This window comes from Geminicoccus roseus DSM 18922 (assembly GCF_000427665.1).
GTDB lineage: Bacteria > Pseudomonadota > Alphaproteobacteria > Geminicoccales > Geminicoccaceae > Geminicoccus > Geminicoccus roseus.
The window spans coordinates 4,811,413-4,836,064 of the sequence record NZ_KE386572.1 but is presented as its reverse complement, the minus strand read 5'-3'; the positions used below and the strand labels follow the sequence as shown (position 1 = coordinate 4,836,064).

At 67.4% G+C, this 24,652-nt stretch carries 21 protein-coding genes and 1 tRNA gene; 7 read left to right on the top strand and 15 right to left on the bottom strand.

Annotated features, from left to right (window positions below):
- Positions 1-586 precede the first annotated feature (586 nt).
- On the top strand, positions 587-1,582 hold the full coding sequence (locus GEMRO_RS0123850) for an SDR family oxidoreductase (protein WP_027136027.1): 996 nt from the start codon (positions 587-589) through the stop codon (positions 1,580-1,582).
- A 238-nt stretch (positions 1,583-1,820) separates the two neighbouring features.
- Entirely contained in the window at positions 1,821-2,972 is a 1,152-nt protein-coding gene (locus tag GEMRO_RS0123845) for an MFS transporter (RefSeq protein WP_027136026.1), read from the top strand.
- Positions 2,973-3,064: 92 nt separating this feature from the next.
- Here the strand turns inward: GEMRO_RS0123845 and GEMRO_RS35765 are convergent, their stop codons facing one another.
- The 12 genes from GEMRO_RS35765 to GEMRO_RS0123785 all read right to left on the bottom strand — a co-directional run bounded on the left by GEMRO_RS35765 (position 3,065) and on the right by GEMRO_RS0123785 (position 12,938).
- On the bottom strand, positions 3,065-4,216 hold the full coding sequence (locus GEMRO_RS35765; RefSeq protein ID WP_051329411.1) for a calcium-binding protein: 1,152 nt from the start codon (positions 4,214-4,216) through the stop codon (positions 3,065-3,067).
- Between the two features lie 1,211 nt (positions 4,217-5,427).
- Complete coding sequence (locus tag GEMRO_RS0123835) at positions 5,428-5,745, bottom strand: HPr family phosphocarrier protein (RefSeq protein ID WP_027136025.1); 318 nt, start codon at positions 5,743-5,745, stop codon at positions 5,428-5,430.
- Between the two features lie 25 nt (positions 5,746-5,770).
- Entirely contained in the window at positions 5,771-6,178 is a 408-nt protein-coding gene (locus tag GEMRO_RS0123830) for a PTS sugar transporter subunit IIA (RefSeq protein ID WP_027136024.1), read from the bottom strand.
- Positions 6,175-7,071: an RNase adapter RapZ gene (gene rapZ / locus GEMRO_RS31485; protein WP_051329410.1), complete on the bottom strand. Its 897-nt coding sequence runs from the start codon at positions 7,069-7,071 to the stop codon at positions 6,175-6,177. Before rapZ ends, GEMRO_RS0123830 begins: the two co-directional genes overlap by 4 nt.
- Positions 7,068-7,490 (bottom strand): HPr kinase/phosphorylase, encoded by a 423-nt coding sequence (locus GEMRO_RS0123820; protein WP_051329409.1) that lies wholly within the window; start codon positions 7,488-7,490, stop codon positions 7,068-7,070. Before GEMRO_RS0123820 ends, rapZ begins: the two co-directional genes overlap by 4 nt.
- Positions 7,491-7,510: 20 nt before the next feature.
- A complete protein-coding gene (rpoN, locus tag GEMRO_RS0123815) occupies positions 7,511-8,983 on the bottom strand; it encodes an RNA polymerase factor sigma-54 (protein WP_027136023.1) in 1,473 nt (490 codons plus the stop codon).
- Positions 8,984-9,041: 58 nt separating this feature from the next.
- Positions 9,042-9,770, bottom strand: a complete 729-nt coding sequence (gene lptB, locus GEMRO_RS0123810; RefSeq protein ID WP_027136022.1) for an LPS export ABC transporter ATP-binding protein — start codon at positions 9,768-9,770, stop codon at positions 9,042-9,044.
- A gap of 71 nt (positions 9,771-9,841) precedes the next feature.
- Complete coding sequence (lptA, locus tag GEMRO_RS31480) at positions 9,842-10,435, bottom strand: lipopolysaccharide transport periplasmic protein LptA (protein ID WP_084507500.1); 594 nt, start codon at positions 10,433-10,435, stop codon at positions 9,842-9,844.
- Entirely contained in the window at positions 10,432-11,010 is a 579-nt protein-coding gene (lptC, locus tag GEMRO_RS33020; RefSeq protein ID WP_027136021.1) for an LPS export ABC transporter periplasmic protein LptC, read from the bottom strand. Before lptC ends, lptA begins: the two co-directional genes overlap by 4 nt.
- A 133-nt stretch (positions 11,011-11,143) precedes the next feature.
- Complete coding sequence (locus GEMRO_RS0123795; RefSeq protein WP_027136020.1) at positions 11,144-12,142, bottom strand: KpsF/GutQ family sugar-phosphate isomerase; 999 nt, start codon at positions 12,140-12,142, stop codon at positions 11,144-11,146.
- A gap of 19 nt (positions 12,143-12,161) precedes the next feature.
- Positions 12,162-12,773, bottom strand: a complete 612-nt coding sequence (locus tag GEMRO_RS0123790) for a ribonuclease D (protein WP_027136019.1) — start codon at positions 12,771-12,773, stop codon at positions 12,162-12,164.
- Between the two features lie 78 nt (positions 12,774-12,851).
- Positions 12,852-12,938 (bottom strand) — tRNA-Leu (locus GEMRO_RS0123785).
- A 235-nt stretch (positions 12,939-13,173) separates the two neighbouring features.
- On the opposite strand from GEMRO_RS0123785, the gene GEMRO_RS0123780 reads away from it, so the two are divergent.
- The 5 genes from GEMRO_RS0123780 to GEMRO_RS0123760 all read left to right on the top strand — a co-directional run bounded on the left by GEMRO_RS0123780 (position 13,174) and on the right by GEMRO_RS0123760 (position 22,383).
- Entirely contained in the window at positions 13,174-14,106 is a 933-nt protein-coding gene (locus GEMRO_RS0123780; RefSeq protein ID WP_027136018.1) for a complex I NDUFA9 subunit family protein, read from the top strand.
- A gap of 203 nt (positions 14,107-14,309) precedes the next feature.
- Entirely contained in the window at positions 14,310-15,764 is a 1,455-nt protein-coding gene (locus tag GEMRO_RS0123775; RefSeq protein ID WP_027136017.1) for an NAD(P)-dependent oxidoreductase, read from the top strand.
- 11 nt (positions 15,765-15,775) lie between these two features.
- The gene (gltB, locus tag GEMRO_RS0123770; protein WP_027136016.1) at positions 15,776-20,326 is read left to right on the top strand and encodes a glutamate synthase large subunit; all 4,551 of its coding nucleotides are present in this window, start codon (positions 15,776-15,778) and stop codon (positions 20,324-20,326) included.
- A complete protein-coding gene (locus GEMRO_RS0123765; protein WP_027136015.1) occupies positions 20,323-20,877 on the top strand; it encodes a hypothetical protein in 555 nt (184 codons plus the stop codon). Before gltB ends, GEMRO_RS0123765 begins: the two co-directional genes overlap by 4 nt.
- Before the next feature lie 57 nt (positions 20,878-20,934).
- Entirely contained in the window at positions 20,935-22,383 is a 1,449-nt protein-coding gene (locus tag GEMRO_RS0123760) for an OmpP1/FadL family transporter (RefSeq protein WP_157505721.1), read from the top strand.
- 14 nt (positions 22,384-22,397) lie between these two features.
- On the opposite strand, the gene GEMRO_RS0123755 is transcribed toward GEMRO_RS0123760, so the two are convergent.
- The 3 genes from GEMRO_RS0123755 to GEMRO_RS0123745 all read right to left on the bottom strand — a co-directional run bounded on the left by GEMRO_RS0123755 (position 22,398) and on the right by GEMRO_RS0123745 (position 24,617).
- The gene (locus GEMRO_RS0123755; protein WP_051329406.1) at positions 22,398-22,973 is read right to left on the bottom strand and encodes a GNAT family N-acetyltransferase; all 576 of its coding nucleotides are present in this window, start codon (positions 22,971-22,973) and stop codon (positions 22,398-22,400) included.
- 112 nt (positions 22,974-23,085) lie between these two features.
- Positions 23,086-24,213: a type III PLP-dependent enzyme gene (locus GEMRO_RS0123750; RefSeq protein ID WP_027136012.1), complete on the bottom strand. Its 1,128-nt coding sequence runs from the start codon at positions 24,211-24,213 to the stop codon at positions 23,086-23,088.
- A 119-nt stretch (positions 24,214-24,332) separates the two neighbouring features.
- A complete protein-coding gene (locus GEMRO_RS0123745; RefSeq protein ID WP_157505720.1) occupies positions 24,333-24,617 on the bottom strand; it encodes a hypothetical protein in 285 nt (94 codons plus the stop codon).
- Positions 24,618-24,652: the final 35 nt, after the last annotated feature.

Genomic DNA, 24,652 nt, shown 5'->3' with positions numbered 1-24,652 from the left:
CGCATCTTCCAAAGCGTCGTTCGGGGTCGTCCCCGGAATAGACTAGGCCATCTGCGGCAGGGTCGTCCCCGCCGCGGCCGCACGGCTATGCCCGCGCCAACAATGTTCGGCAACCGTGGTCAAGCTTCATGGCGCACGACCGGCTTTGGCCCGAACACCGAGATGGCCCCTCAACCGGATCCGGTCCAGCTGTGTCTGCTACCCATGCGAGTGGTGCCGGGGCTGCGCAAAGACGGCCTCGCCCAACAACTGACCCAGCAAGTCCCCTAGCTTCACACCATTGTTGTGCCGGATCTTGGGCTTGAACATGCAAGTACACATCATTGCCGAAGCGCAATATCATAGATGTAGATTTCATATATACATATAAAATGTAGTGAATTCGCCTGTGCACGAATGAATGGGGCTGCATCCGAAGGTCCATTTTGCCACGTACGCACCGATCATCATGGGCTGCACGATCAGCGCCTCATCTTCCTGCATTGTCCCGCTGCTCGTGGAGCGGTCTGTTTTTCTGCCCCTGAGGTGCAACGGGGTCGCTGCAGGCGCGTTGTGCCAGCACAACCCATGCGACCGGTACATCGACATGAACGACGGCAACTCCATCTCGCGCCGGCAGATCGTCGGCAGTGCGGGCATCACGCTTGCGGCGGCAGCCGCGCCAGCCTTTGCCCAGGCGGCTACCGAGCCTCCGGCAGCGCAGCCGCTTCAGGATCCGCGAACGAAATACCCGCAGCCTCCTTTCCCCGAGCAGTCGCAGCCATGGCCCGGCCTGGCCGGCAAGATGGAGCCCAGGCCCGATCATGGTGAGACGAGCTATCGCGGATCAGGCCGCCTCGCCGGGCGCAAGGCGCTGATCACCGGGGGCGATTCCGGCATGGGGCGCGCCGCTGCCATCGCCTTCGCCCGCGAGGGGGCGGATGTCGCGATCAACTATCTCCCCGACGAGGAGCCGGACGCCAAGGAGGTGGTCGGGCTGATCGAGGCGGAAGGCCGCGTCGCACGCGCCATCCCCGGCGACCTGCGCGACGAGCAGTTCTGCCAGGAACTGGTTGCCGAAGCGGTACGCGCTCTGGGCGGCCTCGACATCCTGGTCAACAACGCCGCGCGCCAGCAGACCAACCCGTCGATCCTCGACATCTCCACCGAGCAGTTCGACTGGACGATGAAGACCAACATCTATGCGCCGTTCTGGATCATCAAGGCGGCCCTGCCGCATCTGCGCCCGGGCTCGGTGATCATCGGCACCACCTCGGTGCAGGCGACGGATCCCTCCGCCGATCTCTACGACTACGCGCAGACCAAGGCAGCCACGACCAACTATGTGCGCTCCCTCGCCAAGCAACTCGCTCCCAAGGGCATCCGGGTCAACGGGGTGGCGCCGGGGCCAATCTGGACGCCATTGCAGGTGAGCGGCGGAGCGACCCAGGAGAAGCTGGTGAGCTTTGGCAGCATGACGCCGCTCGGCCGGCCCGGGCAGCCGGCGGAACTCGGCTCGATCTATGTGCAGCTCGCCGCCAGCGATGCAAGCTATGCCACCGGCCAAGTCTACGGTGCCGCCGGTGGTGGCGGGCAGCCCTGACGTTCAACCAGCGCAACAGGGCATAGCTTCGTGGGAGTATGTGCCCGTGGCTTTGGCGGCGGGCCATCCCGCAGTGCGAGGCTGGCGATGCTGCCTAAGATGATACTTCCGGCCTTGGCGCCGTGTCCCATTGCCGGAATCGCCGCCGCCCGTCAGGACTGGGCGTACGCATTGCTGCCCGTGCCAACCGTGGCGCGCAGTGGCGCCTGTTCCTTCATCTCGTCCCAAGGCGTTTCCGATGGCTTCGGTCCATATCCGCGCTCCGGTCCTTCCCGGGCCACCGGAACAGCTTTCGACGCGGATCACCTTCTTCGTCGCCGGGTTTGCCATGGCCGCGTGGGCGCCGCTGGTCCCGTTCGCACAAGAGCGCACCGGGCTGGGCGAGGGTGCGCTCGGCCTGCTGCTCCTGGGGCTGGGCGGCGGCTCGATCCTGGCGATGCCGATCGCGGGCGCCATGGCGGCTCGGTTCGGCTGCCGCCTGGTCCTCCTGCTGGCGACGGCGCTGATCTGCCTGACCTTGCCGCTCCTGGCGACGATCTCGAGCTTTCCACTGCTGATGGCCACCCTGTTCGCCTTCGGCGCCGGCGTCGGCGGGCTCGACTGCGTGATCAACATCCAGGCGGTGATCGTCGAGCGGGCCAGCGGCCGGGCGATGATGTCCGGCTTTCACGGCCTGTTCAGCGTCGGCGGCATCCTGGGGGCAGGCGGGGTCAGCCTGCTCCTGACACTTGGCGCCTCGCCGCTGGCGGCGATCCTGGCGGTGGTCGCCGTGATCCTGGCCGCCACCATCACGGCAACCCCGCATTTGCTTCGCTACGGTGGCAGCGGCGATGGTCCACCGTTTGCGATCCCGCATGGCGTGGTACTGTTCATCGGCATTCTCTGCTTCATCACCTTCCTGACCGAGGGCGCGGTGCTGGACTGGAGCGCGGTGTTCCTGACCAGCGTGAGCGGGGTCGAGCCGTCCCATGCCGGACTGGGCTATGCGGTGTTCGCATTGACCATGACGGTCGGCCGCCTTCTGGGTGATTCGATCGTGCGGCGGCTGGGCGGCAAGCTGGTGATCACCTTGGGCGGGCTGCTGGCCGCATCCGGGCTGGCAGTCGCCACGTTGGTGCCGGCCTGGGAAGCTGCCCTTGCCGGCTGGGCCCTGGTCGGTGCGGGCTGCTCCAACATCGTGCCGGTGCTCTACAGCGCCGTGGGTCGCCAGGATGTCATGCCGGAGCATGTTGCCGTGCCAGCGATCACCACGCTCGGCTATGCCGGCATCCTGGCCGGTCCGGCTGCGATCGGGCTGGTCGCCCACGTCGTCAGCCTGCCTGCAGCGTTCCTGGCCATCGCCGTCCTGTTGCTGGGCGTCGCTGCAAGTGGCCGGCTCCTGCGCGTCTAGGTCCGGCCGGTCGCCATGGCATCGGGATAGGAAAAACGGCCTCCAGCCGCAGGACGGCTGGGGACCTGGCTCAAAAGGTCATGCCGGAACGTTCAGCCGAACCAGCTCGTGTCCACGCCGGTGACGCCGGTGAGCGTCACGGTGTGGTTGAGGCCGAGATCGAGCACGGTGCTGCCGTCGACCACGGTCGCGTTGGCGATGGCGTTCTGCACGGTGTTGTCCGGGCCGCGCAGCGCGATCAGGTCGGATCCCACCTCGAAGTCGGTGATGGTGTCGGCCTCGCCCTCGGCGCGCAGCACCACGAACGTGTCGGCGCCAGCACCACCGGTCATGGTGTCGTTGCCGCCCTGGCCGATCAGCGTGTCGATGCCGTCGCCGCCGTCCAGGATGTCGTTGCCGTCGCCGCCGGTCATCCGGTCGTCGCCGAGCCCGCCCAGCAGGGTGTCGTCGCCCTGCTTGCCGTCCAGCTCGTCGTTGCCATCGCCGCCATCGACGGTGTCGTTGCCGAGCCCGCCGAACAGGCCGTCATTGCCGGCCTCGCCGTTGAGGATGTCGTCGCCGACCGCACCGAAGAAGCGGTCGTCGCCGTCGCCGGCGTTGATCGTGTCGTTGCCGTCGCCGCCGGTGCCGACGTCGTTGCCCGTCTCGGTCAGCAGTTCGACGCTGCCGCCATAGATCAGGTCGTCGCCGCTGCCGCCGTCGATGTTGTCGTCACCGAACTCGCCATAGATCAGGTCGTCGCCGTCACCGGTGAAGATCCGGTCGGATCCCCCTTCCGTGGGCGGCAGGTTGGCAGCGTCGCGATCGCCCCAGGCGCGGTCGTTGCCGCCGCCGCCCGAGATGATGTCGCTGCCACTCCCGCCATAGGCGCGATCATCGCCCTCGCCGCCGATGATGACGTCGTCGCGGTCACCGCCGAACATGCGGTCCAGGCCGTCGCCGCCGCGCAGGACGTCGTCGCCGTTGTTGCCATACATGTCGTCGTTGCCGTGCTGGCCGTCGATCGTGTCGTCGCCCCCGGCCCCGTACATTCCGGTGTCGTCGCCCACGCCGCCAAAGATGACGTCGTCGCCGGCCTCGCCGTTCAGCAGGAGATCATCGCCCGCCTCGCCGAACAGGAGGTCATTGCCATCGCCGCCCTTGATCCGGTCGGTGCCGTCCAGGGCATGGATCTCGTCCGCTTCCGGCGTACCGGGAATCGGCGGGTCCTTTTCGTCACCGGGAGTGCCATAGATCAGCGCCATGAACGTGTCCTGTGATGGGATTCGAGGGGAGATTGACCAGGAGGTCGGAGAGCCGACCTCACCGAAGCGGAGACGTGCGGAAGGAACTCGACGGGCTTCAGACCGAAGATCCCCGCGCGAACAGCCCTGATCTGCTCCAGCGAGGAAAGTCGATCCCCATCGCAGCTGGCCACTTGAGCCCGAGAAACATCGGCGCAAGTCGTGGATCTGCGAATGAGAAACAGGCGTTATTAGACCTTTACTTGCGGTTCCTCACTCGGATTGACGATCTACCAGTCGTGGTGTTGCGAGGAATGGCAGGACGCAGGCCAAACCACAAGAAACACTCCTGCCCCAAGCCGCCTGATCGGCCATGCCAGCGATCAACTTGGCGTGAGCAGCGCGTTACTGAAGCATGGTCCGACTTCAGCGGCAGGCAGTCCGCAGCATGGGATGGACAGGCCGACTTGCAGCCCGCCCTGAACCACAATTCCGTCGCGTCCTTCGGCTCTTTCGTGAAAAGCCCTCAGGCATTCGCCCGGAGCAGGGATGGCCGGCTCGGCCGTGACCGCGCGAAGCTGCAGCCCGACAGCCCATCGCTGCTCTGGAACCGTCGAGATCATGGGAGCGACCCAACGGGATCCGGACGCTGAGGGTAGCTTGGTCGCGGCTACGCTGACCGGAGGCAGCTTGAGGTGGGCGGGAAAGGCCTGGAGATGTCATCGGTCCAGAGTCCTCGATGCGGCGCGTCCATCTGGGCGGCTCGATGCACACGGCCGTGTTCGTCCGGCATCACGGCCGGCACCGTGAACTAACCGGCCGGCCGCATAGCAATGGGCGCATGCGGGACATGGCAATGAGGCCCGCATCGCAGAGCGGCTGCGGATGACGGTCACGAGAACCGGACGGATGAAGCCCGTCATCGCCTGTTCTCGACGCTTGGCACAGGAACGTCCTGGTCGCCGGCCTTGTCGAAGGGTGAGGACCCAGGAGCATCGCGAGGAGGGCAGTCCAAGCATCAGGCCGCTGTCCGAGGATGTGGCCTGCGCTTGGCAAGCCGTCGCCCGCGAGGCAGGTCCACCCCAGATCAGCCGTGACACTACATCGACCGGGAGTTCGCGAGATAGTAAGCAGGCTGCCCGGGGCGGCCAATCCATGTTGGCACGGCGCACTGGCCAGGGACGGTTGCTCCAGTTCCGGTCCTGCCGTGGGACCGGGTGTCCTGGCCCTCCCTACTCGTCGAAGCCGCGCTGGATCAGGCTGGCGATGGCGTGCAGTGCCCGGTCGGCCTCGGCTCCGCGGGCGCTCACCCGAAGGATGGAACCCATCGAGGCGCCCAGCATCATCAGGCCAAGGATCGAGGTGGCGGTGACCTCGGCATCGTCCTTGGCGACCACCACGACCGCGTCGAACGTGTCGGCCATCCGGACCAGCTTGGCCGCCGCCCGGGCGTGGAGGCCGCGGGCATTGCATACCCGGACCTCGAGCGCGGTTCCGCCCTGCGCCCGAGGGCTGTTCGCCGTGCCGCTGTTATCCTGGCTGCTGCTCACTTGGGTCCCGCCTGCCTCTTCGCGTTCAGCTCTTCTCGCCGGACAGGATCTGGCTGGCCACCTGGATGTACTTGCGCCCGGCCTCCTGGCCGCTCCTGATCGCCTGCGGGAGGGTCTCGGTCGAGCGCACCATGGCGAGCTTGATCAGCATCGGCAGGTTGATGCCGCAGATCACCTCGACCTGCGGCCGGTCGGTGATCGAGATCGCGAGATTGGAAGGCGTGCCGCCGAACATGTCGGTCAGCATGATCACGCCGTTCCCGGTGTCGACCTTCTTGACCGCAGCCACGATATCGACCCGGCGGCGCTCGATGTCGTCGTCCGGCCCGATCGAGATCGCCGCAACGTTCTGCTGCGGCCCCACCACATGCTCCATCGCCGACACGAACTCGTCCGCGAGATGGCCATGGGTGACGATCACCAAGCCGATCATGGCTGTCCCTCGATCGCGCGCAACTGCTCGATAGTGGCGCCGGTGCGTGGAATGTCGCGGTGGTGCGCGCCGACCACCCAGCCAGCCTCCCTCAGCTGGGCCGAAAGCGATTCGGCCACGAACACCGAGCGGTGCTTTCCGCCGGTGCAGCCGACCGCGATGGTCAGGTACGACTTGCCTTCGGCACGGTAGCGCGGAAGCAGGGGCAGAAGCAGATTCACCAGTCGCTCCATGAAGGACGCGAAGTCCAGGTCATCGGCCACGTATTCCTGGACGGGCTGGTCCAGCCCAGTCATCGGGCGCAGGTCCCGGTCATAATGGGGATTGCGCAGGAAACGCACGTCGAACACCAGGTCCGCCTCGCGCGGCAGGCCATTGCGGAACGAGAACGACATGACGTGGATCGCCAGCCGCTGACCTTCGGCCGCGTCGAAATGGCCGGAAATCACCCGCTTCAGGTCGGCCGCGGTAAGCGCGCTGGTATCGATGATGTGGTCGGCCATCTCGCGCACTCGCGCCAGGATCTGCCGTTCATGGGCGATTCCATCCTCGAGGGAGCGGTCGAAGGCGAGCGGATGGCGGCGCCTGGTCTCGCTGAACCGCCGGCGCAGGACCTCGTCGTCGCAGTCCAGGAACAGGAGGCGGATCTCGGCCACGCCGGAGCCGCGCAGCCGCTCCAGCCGGGTGATCAGCGCCTCGACGTCGAAGGTGCGCGAGCGTGGGTCGATGCCGATCGCCAGATCGGTCTCCAGAGGGTCGACGGTCTGAACCAGCTTGCGCAGAAGTCCGATCGGCAGGTTGTCGACTGCCTCCAGGCCCAGATCCTCCAGGACCTTCAGGGCGGTGGTGCGGCCGGCGCCGGCCATCCCGGTGACAATGACGATGCGGTTCATGGGACCTCGCGGATAAGGCGAGCCATGGCGGCCGGCACATGGGCGCCGGCCTGGTCGATTGCATCCGGCGCGATGGTGATCAAGGGAAGCACGACTCCAAGAATGCCGGCGACACGTGGCGCCGGCAAGCGCTCGATAGGTGCGGACGGTGTCAGCATGACGACGAGATGGAGCCTTGTACAGGCCAGGGAGGGTACGACCGCCAGTCCCAGGTAGCGGAGCTCCAGATGGCCGGCGATCGTGTCCGGCCGGTGCGCCAGGAGACTTCCTTGCCGGTTCTCCAGCCGAACGGCGTCATCGGCCACCAGCCAGCCGCCCTGGCCGAGAAGGGCGGCGCACAGGCGGGACTTGCCGGTTCCGGACGCGCCCTGGATCAGGACCCCGCGACCGTGCAGCCGGACGCAGGAGGCATGCAGCACCGGCCGGGACTGGCCGCCGCTCAGCGGTGCAGCGCCTTGGCGCGGCGGCGCTGCAGGGACGATGCGATGTTCAGGGATTCCCGGTACTTCGCCACGGTGCGCCTCGCCACCTGCATGCCTTCCTTGTCCAGGAGCAGCACCAGCTTGTCGTCGGACAGGATGTCGTCGGGCGTCTCGCGCTCGATCATCTTGCGGATCCGCTGGCGGATCACCTCCGCGCTGACGCTGCTCTCGCCATCCGACGAGGGGAGGCCGGTGGAGAAGAAATACTTCAGGGCGAAGGTACCCCGGGGCGTGCCCACGTATTTGTCGCTGGTGGCCCGGCTTACCGTACTCTCGTGCAGCCCGGTCGCTTCCGCGATGTCGCGCAGCACCAAGGGGCGCAGCCGCGCTGGCCCATGGGTGAGGAAGCCCTTCTGCCGCTGGAAGATCGCCTTGGTGACCCGCAGCACCGTCCGGGCCCGCTGGTCGAGCGCCTTGACCAGCCAGTTGGCTGACTGCCAGCGCTCGGACAGGTATTCCTTGGCCTTGCGGCCCTCGGCGCTGCTGGAAATCACGCTGTAGTAGCCGGTGTCGGCCAGGACCCGGGGAAGGGTGCGCGGGTCGACCTCGACCCGCCAGTTGCCGCCCGGCATCGGCAGGACATGCACGTCCGGCGACACCACCGGGGCCGGGTCCGGATCGAAGGCGGCGCCCGGGCGCGGGTTGAGGGCACGGATCTCCGCGATCATGTCCTGCAGGTCCTCCTGATCCACCTGACAGGCCCGCAGCAGCGACGGGAAGTCGGCCCGGGCCAGGGCGGGCAGATGGTCGAGCAGTGCCTGCATGGCAGGGTCGAGTCGGTTCAGCTCGCGTAGTTGCAGGGCCAGGCACTCGCGCAGGTCGCGGGCGCCCACGCCGGCCGGATCCAGGCCCTGCACGATTCGCAGGGCCCGCTCGATCACGTCGCGGCCGGTTTTCAGCTCGACGCAGAGCTCCTCGACCGGCTCGCGGAGGTAGCCGGCCCCGTCGAGGCGCTCGACCAAGGCACAGGCGATGAACCGGGTCTCCGGGTCGTCGGCATCGGCCACCACCTGGGCAAGGAGGTGCTCGCGCAGCGAGACCGGCCGGCTGAGGGTCGCCTCCAAAGAGGGCAGGTCTTCGTCCCCGCCCGCCGAACGGCGCTCGCGCGGGGCGGCAGGGAAGGCTTCGGCGCTGCTCTCCCCGGTCTCGGAGGGCCAATCCGGTCCATCGGCGCCGGCGATCGCCGGCGCCTCGGGAACCGGCTCGGCGCGACCATCCAGCGGCGCTTCGCGCTCGGGCGCCGCCTCGGCCTGCCGCTCGGCGACGCCGTCGTCGCCACGGGTCAGGAAGGGATTCTCCGCCAGCTCCTGCTGGATGAACTGGTCCAACTCCATGTTGGAGAGCTGCAGGAGCTTGATCGCCTGCTGCAGCTGCGGGGTGATCACCAGTCCCTGCGACTGGCGCATCTCCAGGCGCATGCCGGCACTCATCGGCGGCTCCCGGATAGGGGCCGCGCGAAGCGGCGGAAGGTGGGAAGGTGCCGGCGGCTCACAGGGCGAAATCGTCGCCGAGATAAACCTTGCGGACCATTTCGTCCGCCACGATCGAAGCCGGGGTACCCTCCATGATCACGCGGCCCTCGTGCAGGATGTAGGCACGGTCGATGATCTCCAGCGTGTCGCGCACGTTGTGATCGGTGATCAGCACGCCCAGGCCGCGATCCTTCAGATGCGCGACCAGGGTACGGATCTCCGCGACATTGATGGGATCGATGCCGGCGAGCGGTTCGTCCAGCAGCATGAAGCCCGGCTGCGACGCCAGGGCGCGGGCGATCTCGACGCGACGCCGCTCACCGCCGGAAAGACCAAGGGCAGGAGCGCGGCGCAGATGGCTCAGCCCGAACTCGGCGAGGAGTTCGTCCAGCATCTCCTCGCGGCGCAGCCGGCTCGGCTCCACCAGTTCCAGCACCGCGCGCAGGTTGCTCTCGACGCTCATGCCGCGGAACACCGAGGCCTCCTGCGCCAGGTAGCCCACGCCGAGGCGGGCGCGGCGGAACATGGGCAGGTCGGTGACGTCGGCGCCGTCCAGCACGACCTGTCCATAGTCGGGCGAGATCAGTCCGGTCAGGATATAGAAGGAGGTGGTCTTGCCCGCCCCGTTCGGTCCCAGAAGACCCACCGCCTCGCCCCGGCCGACCCTCAGGCTGACGTCGCGCAGGACGGTGCGGCCGCCATACTGCTTGCCGATCTTGTAGGCGGACAATTCCGACAGCGGCAGGCCGCGCTGCTCCGCGTCGAGGGGCTGGTGCCGGTGCTGCCGGCCGTAGCGGGTGTCGGACGCTGCCAGGCTCACGGCTGGTCGTTCTCCTGGCTGCCATCGGCAGAAGGTGCCGGACTGTCGCTACCAGGAGCGAACAGGGCGCGGACCCGCTCGCTCTTCTGGCCGCCAGTCACCTTGGACAGGCCGGAATTGAGGTCCATGTCGAGGCGATTGCCGCGGATCACGTTCTCGCCGCGGGTCAGGACGACGTCGCCGGTGAGCTGCATGGTGCCCGCCACGACGTCGTAGACGCCCTGGCTGCCCTGGGCGGTCTCGGCCGGGGACGTGATCACGACGCGGCCGAACGCCTCGATCATCCGGATCGAGTTGTTGGCGGGATCCGCGCCCGCCCCGTTCTCCCCGGCCCCGCCCGTATCGCTGCGGCGGGCGTAGTGGACGAGCAGCCGGTCGGCGCGCAGCTTCATGTCGCCCTGCACCGCGTCAACATTGCCGGCAAAGGTCGCCAGTTGCTTGGGTTGCTCTACCGTCAGGCTGTCGGAGGTGATCTCGATCGGCTGCTTGGAGTTGTGCCCGGCCAGGCCATTGCTCTCCTGGGCGAACGCTGGCGCGAACGGCGTCAGTCCGACCAGGGCCACAGCCAGAAGAGCTCTGCTCGCGATCAAGGCGCATCTCCCTCGGACTGGTCCTGGACCAGTTCCACTCGAACATTGCCGCGAAACCGGATCACGTCGCCACCCTGCTCGATCTTGAAGGCGTCCGCGTCGATGGTGCCGCGCGGGCCGATGCCCGTGACATGTTCCTCGCCGGAGGCGCTCCGTTCGTCCAGCAGGATGGTTGCCTGTTCGGTGGTGAACTCGGTTTCGTCCGGCGTATAAAGCTTGACGTCGTGCGTCAGGTCCAATCGTCCGATGTCCCGCTGGTATAGCCCATCCTTGGCGGTCAGCCGGGTGACCTGACCGTCCTGGCCCTGAATGTCGGCGCGCATCCGCATCAAAGTGATCCGGTCCGGCGCCGCCGGATCGACCTGCGCCTCGTCGGCCTCGACCTCATAGGGGCGGCCGCCTTCCGAATCCGTCCCGACATAGCGCGGATTGCGCATCCGCATCGGCTCGGTGATCGAGATGCCTTCGAACAGGCTGGATGGTGCAATCATGCCGGCAACGTCGCCAAAGATCTTGGGCCAAGCGACCACCAGCACGATCAGCCCTATTGCCACGCCCGGCAAGGCCAGCCGCATCAGGCCGACGAACCGGCGGCGCTGCCGCCGCGGCGCCCTTGGCTGCGAGGGAGCGGGGTGGGACGGGCCGGGCCCATGCGGGGAACCGGCGCCGGGTCGCATCATCGGCTGTTCTGGACGTGCGACCACCAGCTCAGGCCACCCCGGCCTTGAGGCAATCGTGAAGATGGATGGCGCCGACCGGGCGGCCTTCGGCCACGACGAACAGGACGGTGATGGCGGCAGCGTTCATCTCGCGCACCGCGTCCACCGCCAGGGCCTCCGGCACAATCGTACGGACCCGCCCGGTCATCAATGCCTCCACCGGGCGGCCCAGCAGGTCCGGGGCCATGTGCCGACGCAGGTCGCCATCGGTGACAATCCCTGCCAGCGCTCCCTGATCGTCGAGCACCCCGACGCAACCCAGACGCTTCTTGGTCATTACCAGCAGGGCATCGCCCATCCGGGTGCCGAGCGGTACCAGCGGCAGGGCAGGGCCTTCATGCATGAGTTGGCGGACCCGGACCAGCCGGGCGCCGAGCTTGCCGCCGGGATGCAGGTCCGCGAACGCCGTGCGGGAAAAGCCGCGCCGGCCGAGCAGTACCACGGCCAGGGCGTCGCCCAGCGCCAGCATCGCGGTGGTGGAGGTGGTAGGCGCCAGCCCCAGGGGGCAGGCCTCGGTGACGGGCGGTAGCACCAGCGCGACATCCGCGGCGTCCGCCAAGGTGCTGGGCGCCCGGCCGACCATGGCGGCCAGCGGGATGCCGAAGCGGCGCGCATGGATCAGGATCGACTGGAGCTCCGGGGTCTCCCCGGAATTGGACAGGGCCAGCACCGCGTCCGCAGGCGTGATCATGCCAAGGTCGCCATGGGCGGCCTCGGCGGGATGCACGAACTGGGCAGGCGTGCCGGTCGAGGCCAGTGTGGCGGCGATCTTGGCGGCGACATGGCCGCTCTTGCCCATGCCGGTGACCACGACACGGCTGCGCGCTGCCTGCAACAGATCGCAGGCAGCGACGAAATCGGTCCCAAGCGAGCCAGCCAGGGACTGCAGCGCCTGGGCCTCGGTCGCCAGGACCTCCCGGGCGACGGCAAGGTCGGCCTCGGGCCCGGCGGCGCTGGAATCGGCGGTGGCGATTGCCGTAACAGGCATGATCGGCTTCCGTGGCCCGTCAGTGGGCGAAGATGTCCTGCTCGCCCCATCCGGCGATGTCCAGTTCCGCGCGTGTCGGCAGAAAGCCGAAACAGGCGGATGCCAGATGCAGGCGGCCCTCGCGCTCCAGCATCGCCTCCAGGCGTTCCTTCAGCCGGTGCAGGTGCAGGACGTCGCTGGCAGCGTAGCGGAGCTGGGCGTCGCTGAGCTGATCGGCGCCCCAATCCGAACTCTGTTCCTGCTTCTGCAACTCGACACCCAGCAGTTCCCGGGTCAGCTCCTTCAACCCGTGGCGGTCGGTGTAGGTGCGGACCAGCTTGGACGCGATCTTGGTGCACCAGATCGGGGCAACCCGCACACCCAGGAAGTGATGGAGGACCGCCACGTCGAAACGGGCGAAATGAAAGATCTTCAGGATTGCCGGATCGGCGAGCACCGCAGCCAGCCGCGGCGCATCATAGTGGCGATTGGCGAACTTCACGAGATGGACCGAGCCATCGGCGGTAGCCAGCTGCAGAAGACAGAGGCGGTCGCGGCCCGGCTGCAGGCCCATGGTCTCGGTGTCCACGGCAACCGGCCCGCCAGCCACGAAATCGCTCGGCAGGTCGCCGTGATGAAGCTGGATCGCCATACGCACCGTTTCCAATCTTGCGGTCCTGGGCGCACCCTAGACCCTTGATGGTTAACGATCCGTAAACACCCGAGAGAGTGGTGCCCAGGAGAGGACTCGAACCTCCACGCCCTTGCGAGCGCTAGCACCTGAAGCTAGTGCGTCTACCAATTCCGCCACCTGGGCACTCGGTGCGGGGCGGGAATTAGGCGAGTTCGCGACAGCCGTCAACAGGCCATCGCCAACTTGTTTCAACATCTTGTCACCGGGACGTGCCCAGGCGGTTCAGCCAGGAACTTGGCGCGGTCAGGTGGTGCTTACCGCGCCAGGCGCGGCGTGCAGAAGGCCCGAGCACCGCCTTCCATCCCGGCAGGGGGAAGGATAGACAGCGCGCGAGGGCTTCGAGTTGGAGGAGATCCAGATGCGGGACATGGTCGTCGCGGTGATGGGCGGGACCGGCTTCATCGGAAGCCACGTGGTCGGCCATCTGTGCGCGGCGGGCGCGCAGGTCCGGGTCCCCTGCCGCAATACCGACCGTGCTTTGTTCCTCAAGCCGCTGGGCCAGGTGGGCCAGGTTGCACCGCTCGCCTGCGACCTGTCTGACGATGCCTCGCTGGAAACCGTGCTGTCCGGGGTCGATGCCGTGGTCAACCTGATCGGCATCCTGCACGAGCACCGCGCAGGCGATTTCCAGCGGCTTCATGCCGAGCTGCCGGCCAGGATCGCGCGAGCGGCACCCAGGAGTGCACGCCTGATCCAGGTTTCGGCGATCGGCGCCGACCCGCAGTCCAAGAGCATCTATGCCCGCACCAAGGGCGAGGGAGAGGCGGCGCTGCGGGCGGTGCGGCCGGATGCGGTGATCCTGCGTCCCTCCGTGGTGTTCGGGCCCGGAGACCAGTTCCTCAACCGCTTCGCCAAGATGGCCGTGAACTCGCCGGTCCTGCCGGCGATCGGCGGCGGGCACACGCGGTTCCAGCCGGTGTTCGTGGTCGATGTTGCCCAGGCGGTGCTGGCCGCCCTGACGCGGCCGGACGTTCTCGGCCACACCTACGAGCTTGGAGGGCCGGCGGTGATGAGCTTCCGCGAGATCCTCGACTGGCTGCAAAAGGTCCTGGGCCGCAACCGCTATGTTATGAATCTGCCTTTTTCAGTGGCGGACACACAGGCACGTTTTTTGCAAATCCTCCCGACGCCGCCGCTTACCCGGGATCAGGTCCTGCAATTGCGCTCCGACAATGTGGTGGCCGCGGATGCTCTTGGGCTCCGGGACCTGGGCGTGGAGCCTACCCCGATGCGGGTAGCCGCTCCGCCTTATCTGCAGCAGTTTGTCCGCACGCAGGTGCGGAAGCTGTGAGCAAGCTGGTCCTGTTTCGGGACAAAAATTCTCGCGCATTGTTCTGCTGATGTGAACTTTCAGGTAAGTGCGCGAAAATAGGTCCTGACTCGATACCAAGTCTGCCATCGGGCCTTTACGGCTGTCGGGTCTCTCCTTAGTACGCTTCCAAGGCGGCGCGATCCTACGTGCCGTCAGTCGAATCGCGGACGAAGGACAAGCCGATGGCCGGCTCCAAGATGATGCAGTTCGTTTCGGTGCCGCAGAACCTGCCGCACAAGCGCAGCGTCGACGAGCGCGTCCAGGATTTTGGCGAGATCTACGACCGGTTCCGGGACGAGCGCGCCCAGGAGCAGGCGTCCCGATGCGAACAGTGCGGCATCCCGTTCTGCCAGGTGCACTGCCCGGTGCAGAACAATATCCCCGACTGGCTCAGGATGACCGCTGAGGGGCGGATCGAGGAAGCCTACGAACTGAGCATCGCCACCAACAACCTGCCTGAAATTTGTGGCCGCATTTGCCCCCAGGATCGCCTGTGCGAGGGCAACTGCGTCATCGAGAAGGGCTTCAACTCGGTCACCATCGGTACGGTCGAGCGCTACATCAACGACACTGCCTTCGAGAAGGGCTGGGTCAAGCCGAACCGCCCCCTCCAGGAGCGCAAGCAGTCGGTGGCGGTCATCGGCGCCGGCCCGGCCGGGATCGCGGTTGCCGATCAGCTGCGCAAGCAGGGCTGGCAGGTCCATGTCTATGACCGGTACGATCGTGTCGGCGGCCTGCTGATCTACGGCATCCCGGGCTTCAAGCTCGAGAAGGACGTGGTGGTGCGGCGCTGGAAGCTGCTCGAGGAGGGCGGCATCCATTTCCATCTGGGCGTCGATATCGGCGCACCCGGCCACCCGACTTTCTCGGACCTGCGCGCCCGCCACGATGCAGTCTTCATCGGCACCGGCGTCTACAAGGCGCGTGCCCTGCAGGCGCCGGGCGTTGGGCTGCCGGGTGTGGTCCCGGCACTCTCCTATCTGACGGCCTCCAACCGGATCAGCCTCGGCGATGAGGTGGCCGAGTTCGCGGACGGTCGCCTGGACGCCAAGGGGCGGCATGTCGTGGTGGTCGGCGGCGGCGACACCGCCATGGACTGTGTGCGCACCGCGATCCGCCAGGGCGCTCTGTCCGTCAAATGCCTGTACCGGCGCGACAAGGACAACATGCCGGGCTCGATGCGCGAGGTGAAGCACGCCGAGGAGGAGGGCGTCGAGTTTGCCTGGCTCTCGGCGCCGGAGGCGTTCGTCGGCGAGGACCGGGTCGAGGCTGTCCGCGCGGTGCGGATGCGGCTGGGTGCGCCGGACTCGACGGGCCGGCAGTCGCCGGAGATCGTCCCGGGCTCCAGCTTTACCCTGAAGGCCGATCTCGTGATCGCCGCGCTTGGCTTCGATCCGGAGGATCATCTCGCCATGTTCGGCGAGCCGGAACTGAAGGTCTCGCGCTGGGGCACCATCAGCATCGACTGGAGCACCATGCAGACCAACCTGCCCGGCGTGTTCGCCGGCGGCGACATCGTGCGCGGCGCCTCGCTGGTGGTCTGGGGAATTCGCGACGGCCGCGATGCCGCCGCCTCGATGCACAACTATCTTCTCGCTCGCGCGGCCGAGGACGCCGCGCTCGCCGCAGCCGCCTGAGGACTAGAACCATGAGCCAGCTTCCCATCGAGAGCGGCGCCGAGTTCGTTCGGGCCTACGAGGACAACCGCGCCATGCTCGAGGCGCGCGGCATGTACGCCCCCGAGGATGAACACTCCTCCTGCGGCGTCGGCATGATCGCCGCCATCGACGGCAAGCCGCGCCGCGAGGTGGTCACCAAGGCAATCGAGGCGCTGAAGGCGGTCTGGCACCGTGGTGCCGTGGATGCCGACGGCAAGACCGGCGACGGCGCCGGCATTCATGTCCAGATCCCCGACGCCTTCTTCCGCCGCTACGTCACCGATGTCGGCGTGGAGGTCGACGAACGCCTGGGCGTCGGCATGGTGTTCCTGCCGCGCAACGATTTCGGCGCGCAGGAGACCTGCCGCTCGATTGTCGAGAGCGAGATCATCCGCGGCGGCTACCAGGTGCGCGGCTGGCGCCAGGTTCCGGTCGACACCTCGGTGCTGGGCGAGAAGGCCCAGGCGACCCGGCCGGAGATCGAGCAGATCATCATCGGCAATCCCGACTGCTCGATCGACACCGACACGTTCGAGCGCGACCTCTACGTGATCCGCCGCCGGATCGAGAAGCAGGTGCTGGCGGCGCAGGTCAGCGAGTTTTACCTCTGCTCCCTGTCCTGCCGGTCGATCATCTACAAGGGCCTGTTCCTGGCCGAGGCGCTGTCGGTCTTCTACCCGGACCTGCAGGACGAGCAGTTCGTCTCGACCTTCGCGATCTTCCACCAGCGCTACTCCACCAACACCTGGCCGGCCTGGCGCCTGGCCCAGCCGTTTCGCACGCTCGCCCATAACGGCGAAATCAACACCGTGCGCGGCAACACCAACTGGATGAAGGCGCACGAGACCCGGATGTCCGCGCCGGCCTTCGGCGAGTTCAACGAGGACGTGAAGCCGCTGATCCAGGCCGGCTCGTCGGACAGTGCGTCGCTCGACGCGGTGGTCGAGGCGCTGGTGCGGGCCGGGCGCTCGCTGCCGCTGGTCAAGACCCTGCTGATCCCGCCGGCCTGGTCGAACAAGATCGCCATGCCCCAGGAGCATGCCGACCTGTTCAACTACTGCAACTGCGTGATGGAGCCGTGGGATGGGCCGGCCGCGGTGGTCGCCGCGGACAGCCGCTGGGCGGTGGCCGGGATGGACCGCAACGGCCTGCGCCCCATGCGCTATGCCCGCACCTCCGACGGCCTCCTGGTGGTGGGCTCCGAGGCCGGCATGGTGCCGCTGGACGAAAGCCGGGTGGTCGAGAAGGGCCGGGTCGGCCCGGGCGAGATGATCGGCGTCGACCTGATCTCTGGCCGGTTCTTCCGCGACATCGAGCTGAAGGACTGGCTGGCCGCCCTCAAGCCCTATTCCAAGTGGGTGCAGAACATCCGCAACCTGGAGGACCTGGTCGCAGCCCGCGACTTCCAGCCCTCCAGCTTCGAGCGCGCCGACTTGCGCCGCCGCCAGGCCCAGTTCGGCGTCAGCGTCGAGGACCTGGAACTCATCCTGGCGCCAATGGTGCAGGACGGGAAGGAGACGCTGGGCTCGATGGGCGACCACAGCCCGCTCGCGGTGCTGTCCAAGCAGTATCGCGGCCTGCACCACTTCTTCCGCCAGCAGTTCGCCCAGGTCACCAATCCGCCGATCGACCCGCTGCGAGAATGGCGGGTGATGAGCCTGAAGACCCGGTTCGGCAACCTGGGCAACGTCTACGACGAGGACCCGAGCCAGACCTCGATCCTGCAGCTGGAATCCCCGGCGATCACCACGACCGAGCTCCTGGCGCTGGAAGCCCACTTCCAGAAGCGGATGCGCCGGATCGACTGCACCTTCCCGGCCGACGGGTCGGAGACGCTGCGCCATGCGCTGGAGCGGATCCGCCAGGAGGCGGAGGACGCCGTGCGCGGCGGAGCCGAGAACCTGCTCATGACCGACGAGGATGTCGGCCCGCAGCGGGCTCCGCTTCCGATGATCCTGGCGGTGGGCGCCGTGCACAGCCATCTGGTCCGCCAGGGGCTGCGCGCCTTTTCCTCGATCACCGTGCGCTCCGGCGAATGCATGGACACGCACTGCTTTGCCGTGCTGATCGGCGTGGGCGCCACTGCGGTGAACGCCTACCTCACCGAGGCGGCGATTGCCGACCGGCATGCCCGCAACCTGTTCCCAGGCCTGACCTTGCAGGAATGCCTGGCGCGCTATCAGGAGGCGATCGGGCAGGGCCTGCTCAAGATCATGTCCAAGATGGGCATTTCGATCATCTCGAGCTACCGCGGCGGCTACAATTTCGAGGCGGTCGGCCTGTCCCGCTCCTTGTGCCGGGAGTACCTGCCGGGCCTGGTCTCGCGGATTTCGGGCATCGGCCTTGCCGGCATCGGCAAGCGTGTCCTGGAGATGCACGCTCGCGCCTATGCCGAGGGCGCGCCCGTTCTCTCGATCGGCGGCTTCTACCGCTACCGGCGTGGTGGCGAAGCCCAGGCGCTGGAGGGCAAGGCCATCCACCAGCTCCAGCATGCCGTCCAGAACGACAGCTATTCGTCCTACAAGCGCTTCGCGGAGATGCTCCACGAGCACGAGCCGGTCGCGATCCGCGACCTGCTGGCGTTCGCGCCCAAGGGCGGGCCGGTGCCGATCGACGAGGTCGAGAGCATCACCGAGATCCGCAAGCGCTTCGTTACCCCTGGCATGTCCCTGGGCGCGCTCTCGCCTGAGGCGCACGAGACGCTCACCATCGCCATGAACCGGATCGGCGCCAAGGCCGATTCCGGCGAGGGCGGCGAGGGCAAGGAGCGCTTTACCCCCAGGCCCAATGGAGACAACGCCAACTCGCCGATCAAGCAGGTCGCGTCCGGGCGGTTCGGCGTCACCGCCGAGTACCTGAACGCGGCCAAGGAGCTGGAGATCAAGGTCGCCCAGGGTGCAAAGCCCGGCGAGGGCGGCCAGCTGCCGGGCTTCAAGGTCACGGTGGAGATTGCGAGGCTGCGCCACGCCACGCCTGGCGTGACCTTGATCTCGCCGCCGCCGCACCACGACATCTACTCGATCGAGGACCTGGCCCAGCTCATCTACGACCTCAAGCAGATCAACCCGGATGCCAAGGTCTGCGTGAAGCTGGTCTCCGAGGCCGGCATCGGCACGATTGCAGCGGGGGTGGCCAAGGCCAAAGCAGACGTGATCCTGATCTCCGGCCACACCGGCGGCACTGGCGCCTCGCCGCAGACCTCGATCAAGTTCGCCGGCACGCCGTGGGAAATGGGCCTGTCCGAGACCAACCAGCTGCTCACCCTGAACCGGCTGCGCCACCGGGTGACGCTGCGCACCGATGGCGGGATCAAGACCGGCCGCGATGTGGTGATCGCCGCGATGCTGGGGGCCGAGGAATACGGGATCGGCACCCTCTCGCTGGTGGCGGTCGGCTGCATCCTGGTCCGGCAGTGCCACTCCAACACCTGTCCGGTCGGCGTGTGCACCCAGCGCGACGACCTGCGCGCCAAGTACGACGGCAAGCCGGAGCACGTCGTCAACCTGATGAGCTTCATCGCCGAGGAGACCCGCGAGGTCCTTGCCTCCCTGGGCCTCCGCTCGATCCAGGAGGCGGTGGGGCGCGCCGACCTGCTCCGTCAGGTCAGCCGCGGCTCGATTGACCTGGACGACCTGGATCTCAATCCGATCCTGGCCAATGTCGACCCGGGTCCGCATCCGCGCTTCTGCACGGTGGATGGCCGCAACGAGGTGCCGGACACGCTGGATGCCCGGATGGTCAAGGATGCCCGGCCTCTGCTGGAGGACGGTGAGAAGATGCAGCTCCAGTACAACGTGCGCAACGTGCACCGCGCGGTGGGTACCCGGCTCTCGGCGCACATCACCCGCAAGTACGGGATGGCCAAGCTGCCGGAGGGGCACATCACCGTGCGCCTGCGCGGCTCCGCCGGCCAGTCGCTGGGCGCGTTCGCGGTGCAGGGGCTCAAGCTGGAGGTGTTCGGCGACGCCAACGACTATGTCGGCAAGGGCCTTTCGGGCGGCACCATCGTGGTCCGTCCGCTGGTATCCTCGCCGCTCACGCCGCACCACAACGTTATCATCGGCAACACCTGCCTCTATGGCGCCACGGCCGGCAAGCTGTTCGCAGCCGGCATGGCCGGCGAGCGCTTCGCGGTGCGCAACTCCGGCGCGGTGACGGTGGTCGAAGGTGTCGGCGACAATGGCTGCGAGTACATGACCGGCGGCACGGCGGTCATCCTCGGCCATACCGGCGACAATTTCGCAGCCGGCATGTCTGGTGGCATGGCGTTCGTCTATGATCCGCATGACCATCTGGCCAGCCGGATCAACGACGAGATGGTGATCTGGCAGCGGATCGAGGTGGAGCACTATGCCGAGCTTCTGCAGAACCTGATCCGCGAGCATGTCGCCGCCACGGCCAGCCCGCTGGGCAAGCAGATCCTCCATGACTATGCCGGCGAGATCGGCCATTTCTGGCAGGTCGTTCCCAAGGAGATGCTGGACAAGCTTGCGGTGCCGGTGACCCTGGGGGCGGTGGAACCGGCAGCGCAGCTCGCGTGAGCGTTTCTGCGCGAGGCGATGGACCGGCAGGCGGGGCCGAGGCGGCCCTCGCCGCCGGGCTGCTGCCGGACGAGCGCGTCTTGTGGACCGGTCGGCCAGACCCCGCCCGGCTGGTGGCGGTGGAACGCAAATGGTGGCCGGGTGGGATCGCCGTCCTGGCCATCGCGGCCTGGATGATCTGGCGCACCGACGCGGTGATGCTGGCGGCGGTCGTGGCGGCGTTCGGGCTGAACGCCCTGACGCTGCCGTTTCGTGCAGCTAGGGCTGGCCCCGGCATCCTCTATGCCGTGACCGACAAACGGGTGCGGATCGTCGATCCGGCCCGTCTCCAGCCGATGCAGGAGTATCCGTTCACTGCCCTGCAGCTCCAGCTGCATCGGCCGCCGGGCGCCAGCGAGGGCGACCTGATCCTGCGCCGCCGCGACTTCTTCCCTGCGGCGGTGGAAGGGGTGGCGCGGCAGCGTCGCCCGGTCCTGTTCGGGATCGAGGCTCCCGAGGAGGTCGCGCGGCTGATCCGCGAGCAGGCGGTCCGCTACGCCCATAACGCCTGAACGCTTCCAGGATCGCCCTTCCGTAGCGTCGCGGCCACGGAGCGTCGCTGCTGTGTCTTGATCGATTCCATCTTGATTGACAGTAGAGCATTGCCCGGATCATTTCGCGTCAAAAGCGTAACGAAGGGGCCTGTCATGCCGAGAGTGTACCGTTTCCTGCTGCTCGGCACATCGGCCGCTGCCCTGGTCTTGACGGCTTCTTCAGCCTCCCATGCCTCCGGCTACGCGATCCGTGAGCAGAGCGCTTCTGGCCAGGGCAGTTCGTTTGCCGGGATGACTGCGGGCGAGGGCGGCCTGTCCGCCATGTTCTTCAATCCGGCGGCGCTGGGCTTCGTCAGGAAGCCGACGATCGAGCAGCATGTCTCGCTGGTAGTGCCGGATGCGGAGCTGGTCTCGTCCTCGGCCGCGACCGTGCTGGGCACGCCGATTGGCGGCAGGACCAGCCAATCGGACGTGTTCCCCGACGTTGGCGTCCCGGCGCTTTATGCCGCCTATCCGATCGACGATGCCTGGACGATCGGCCTTGCGGTGAACGCGCCTTACGGCCTTGGTTCGAAGTACGACGAGGACTGGGTCGGCCGCTATCACGCGGTGAAGTCGAAGCTGTTCTCGATCAATGCTACCCCGACCATCGCCTGGCGGCCTACCTCCTGGTTGACCTTGGGCGGTGGCTTCAGCACCCAGTACATCCACGCCGAACTCACCAACGCCGTGGATTTCGGTACGATCGGCGCCATCATCCAGGACCGGTCCGGCCAGGCGCTGCCGATCACGCCCCAGCCGGGCGCACAGGATGGCAAGGCCAAGGTGGAGGGTGACGACATCGGCTTCGGCGTCGTTCTGGGCGCCATCGCCGAGCCCGTCGAGGGCACCCGAGTTGGCCTGTCCTACCGCTCGCAGATCAGCCAGGACATCAAGGGCGATGCCGACTTCGACCTCGGCACCTCCGGGATGGGAGCGATCGTCTCGGCGGCCACCGGTCAGTTTGTGGATACCGGTGCCAGCGCCTCGCTGACCACGCCGACCACGGTTTCGCTGGGCCTGTCCCAGGCAATTGGTGCTGATCTGACCCTCCTGGCCGATCTGCAGTGGACGGACTGGTCGCAGTTCGATGAACTGCGCATCGATTTCGATAATCCGGCGCAGGCCGCCAGCGTCACCGCGCAGGCCTGGGAAGACACCTGGTTCGCCTCGGTGGGCGCCGCTTACCGCCTGAGCGACGCCTGGACCTTGCGTGCTGGCGCGGCCTATGACCAGTCACCCGTGCCTGATGCCGACCGCACCCCGCGCATCCCCGACGGCGACCGCTACTGGCTGTCCGCCGGCGTGTCCTGGTCTCCGATCGAAGACTGGACCTTCGACCTCGGCTACTCGCACATCTTCGTCGAGGACAGCACGGTCGACCTGTCCGCGAGCGGGGCGGGCAATGCCACGCGTGGCGACCTTCAGGCCTCCTATGAAAGCCGGATCGACATCATTGCGGTAGCGGCACGAGTCAGTTTCTAGAAACTAGGATCTGCTCACGCCCGGCCGGCGATCGAGTGGTCAGGCAAGGAGCGCTGCATCAGCACGACGTCGACAGGCTCCCCCATCTTCTCACCGGCACCCGGCAGATGGCCACAGATCTCGAAGCCGGCGCGCTCGTGCAGCCTGATCGAGGCGCGGTTGCGGGCATCGCCCACCACCGCCACCATTCGGCGCAAACCCCGACCCGCGCAGGCCTCGATCAGCGCCGCGAGCAGCATGCTACCGACGCCCAGCCCGCGGGCGTCCTTCGCCACGTGGATGCAGTCCTCGATGGTGCCGCGATAGGCGGACAGCGCCCGGAACGGCCGAGCATGGCAGTAGCCGAGCACCCGTCCGGTGTGGTCGGTCGCGACCAGCCAGGGCAGGCCAGCCGCGCGCACTGCCGCCAGGCGCCGCTCCATCTCCGCGTGATCGGGAACCGTCTCCTCCCAGGAGCCGAGGCCGGCCAGGAGTTGCTCCGCATAGATCGCGACGATGGCGTCCAGGTCGGCTTCGGTCCCGGTACGCAGGGTGAGGTTGCCGCCAGCCTCGGCATCGGCCGGAGCGGCGGTGCAGGAAGACAGGAACATGGACACGCTCCTCGTCCCTTCATCGGGAACGACGACGGAGCGATCGGGACAACGGCCGATCAGCCGGAAGGCGCCGCCGCCCGGCCAATGCTGGTCGAGCGGCGCGCCGTTGTCAGATGCAGCGGCAGGCCAAGGGCGCAAAGCCGTTGAAGGCCACGCTCGCATAGGTGGTGGTGTAGGCGCCGGTGCCGTGGATCTGCACGCGGTCGCCCGCCGCCAGATCGGCCGGCAGGCGGTAGTCGCTCTTCTCGTAGAGCACGTCGGCGCTGTCGCAGGTGGGGCCTGCAATCACCACGTGCTGCTCGGGGCCCTTCCGGTCGGTGGTGATCCGGTAGCGGATCGCCTCGTCCATGGTTTCCGCCAGGCCGCCGAACTTGCCGACATCCAGGTAGACCCACGGCCGGCCGTCCTGGTCGCCCTTTTCAGCCACCAGCACGACCTCCGAGACCAGCAGGCCGCAATCGCCAACCAAGCCCCGGCCGGGCTCGATGATCGTCTGCGGCATCCGGTTGCCGAAGTGGCGCATCAGGCTAGCGTGGATCGCCTCGCCATAGGCCTCGGCCGCGGGAACGTCCTCCAGGTAGGCGGTGGGAAAGCCACCACCGAGATTGACCAGGCCGAGCTTGATCCCATCGGCTTCCAGCGTGGTGAAGATCGCCGCGGCTTCGGCGACCGCGCTGTCCCAAGAGTCGACGTTCTTCTGCTGCGACCCGACATGGAAGCTGATCCCCCACGGCACCACGCCCAGCCGCGCGGCTTCGCGCAGCAGGTCGACGGCCATGGCCGGCACGCAGCCGAACTTGCGCGACAGCGGCCACTCGGCCCCGACGCCGTCGGTCAGGATCCGGCAGAACACACGGGAACCTGGAGCAGCACGGGCGATCTTCTGCAACTCGGCCAGGCTGTCGAAGGCATAGAGGGGTACACCCAGCTCGAAGGCGCGGGCGATGTCGCGTTCCTTCTTGATGGTGTTGCCGAACGAGATCCTGGTCGGCTCGGCGCCCGTCGCCAGCGCCATCTCGATCTCGTTGACCGAGGCACAGTCGAAGGAGCCGCCCAGGGAAGCGACCCGGTCCATGATCTCAGGCGCCGGGTTGGCCTTCATCGCGTAGTAGATCGCGGTATCGGGCATGGCATGGCGCAGGGCGCGGAAATTGGCTTCGACGCGGTCGACATCGATCAGCAGGCAGGGCGTTGCATAATCGAGCTCGCGAGCCGCACGAGCCAGCTTCTGGTTCATCGAGTTGGATCCTTTGATCCGAGGGGAGAGGGTGGACCTTCGGCAGCAGGGAGGAGGCTGCCGGCTCACATCTTGGTTGCCGCGCGCCTCACCGGTGAACCGGGTGGCACGCGAAATCGTTACGCGGAAGTGACGGGCAGGGCCCGCTCCAGTTCCTCGAGCCGCTTCTCGATGGCAGCAAGCCGTTCCAGCGTGGTGGGATCGCTGGGCGGCTGGTCCGCCGCCACCGCTTCCTCGACCAGCTTGGACAGCCAGGCACCCATGGTCAGGTCCGCAGCCCAGGCCGCCTCGGCAGCAGCCTTCTGCAGGCGCGCCGGCACGCCGCGCACGGTCCAGCGATCGCTTGGCCGAGCCTTTACGGCGGACGGCTTGGTTCGGGCGGACTTGCTGTTCTTCGGGCTCAACAAAGGGTCTCCGGATGGCAGACATGTCAGCCATG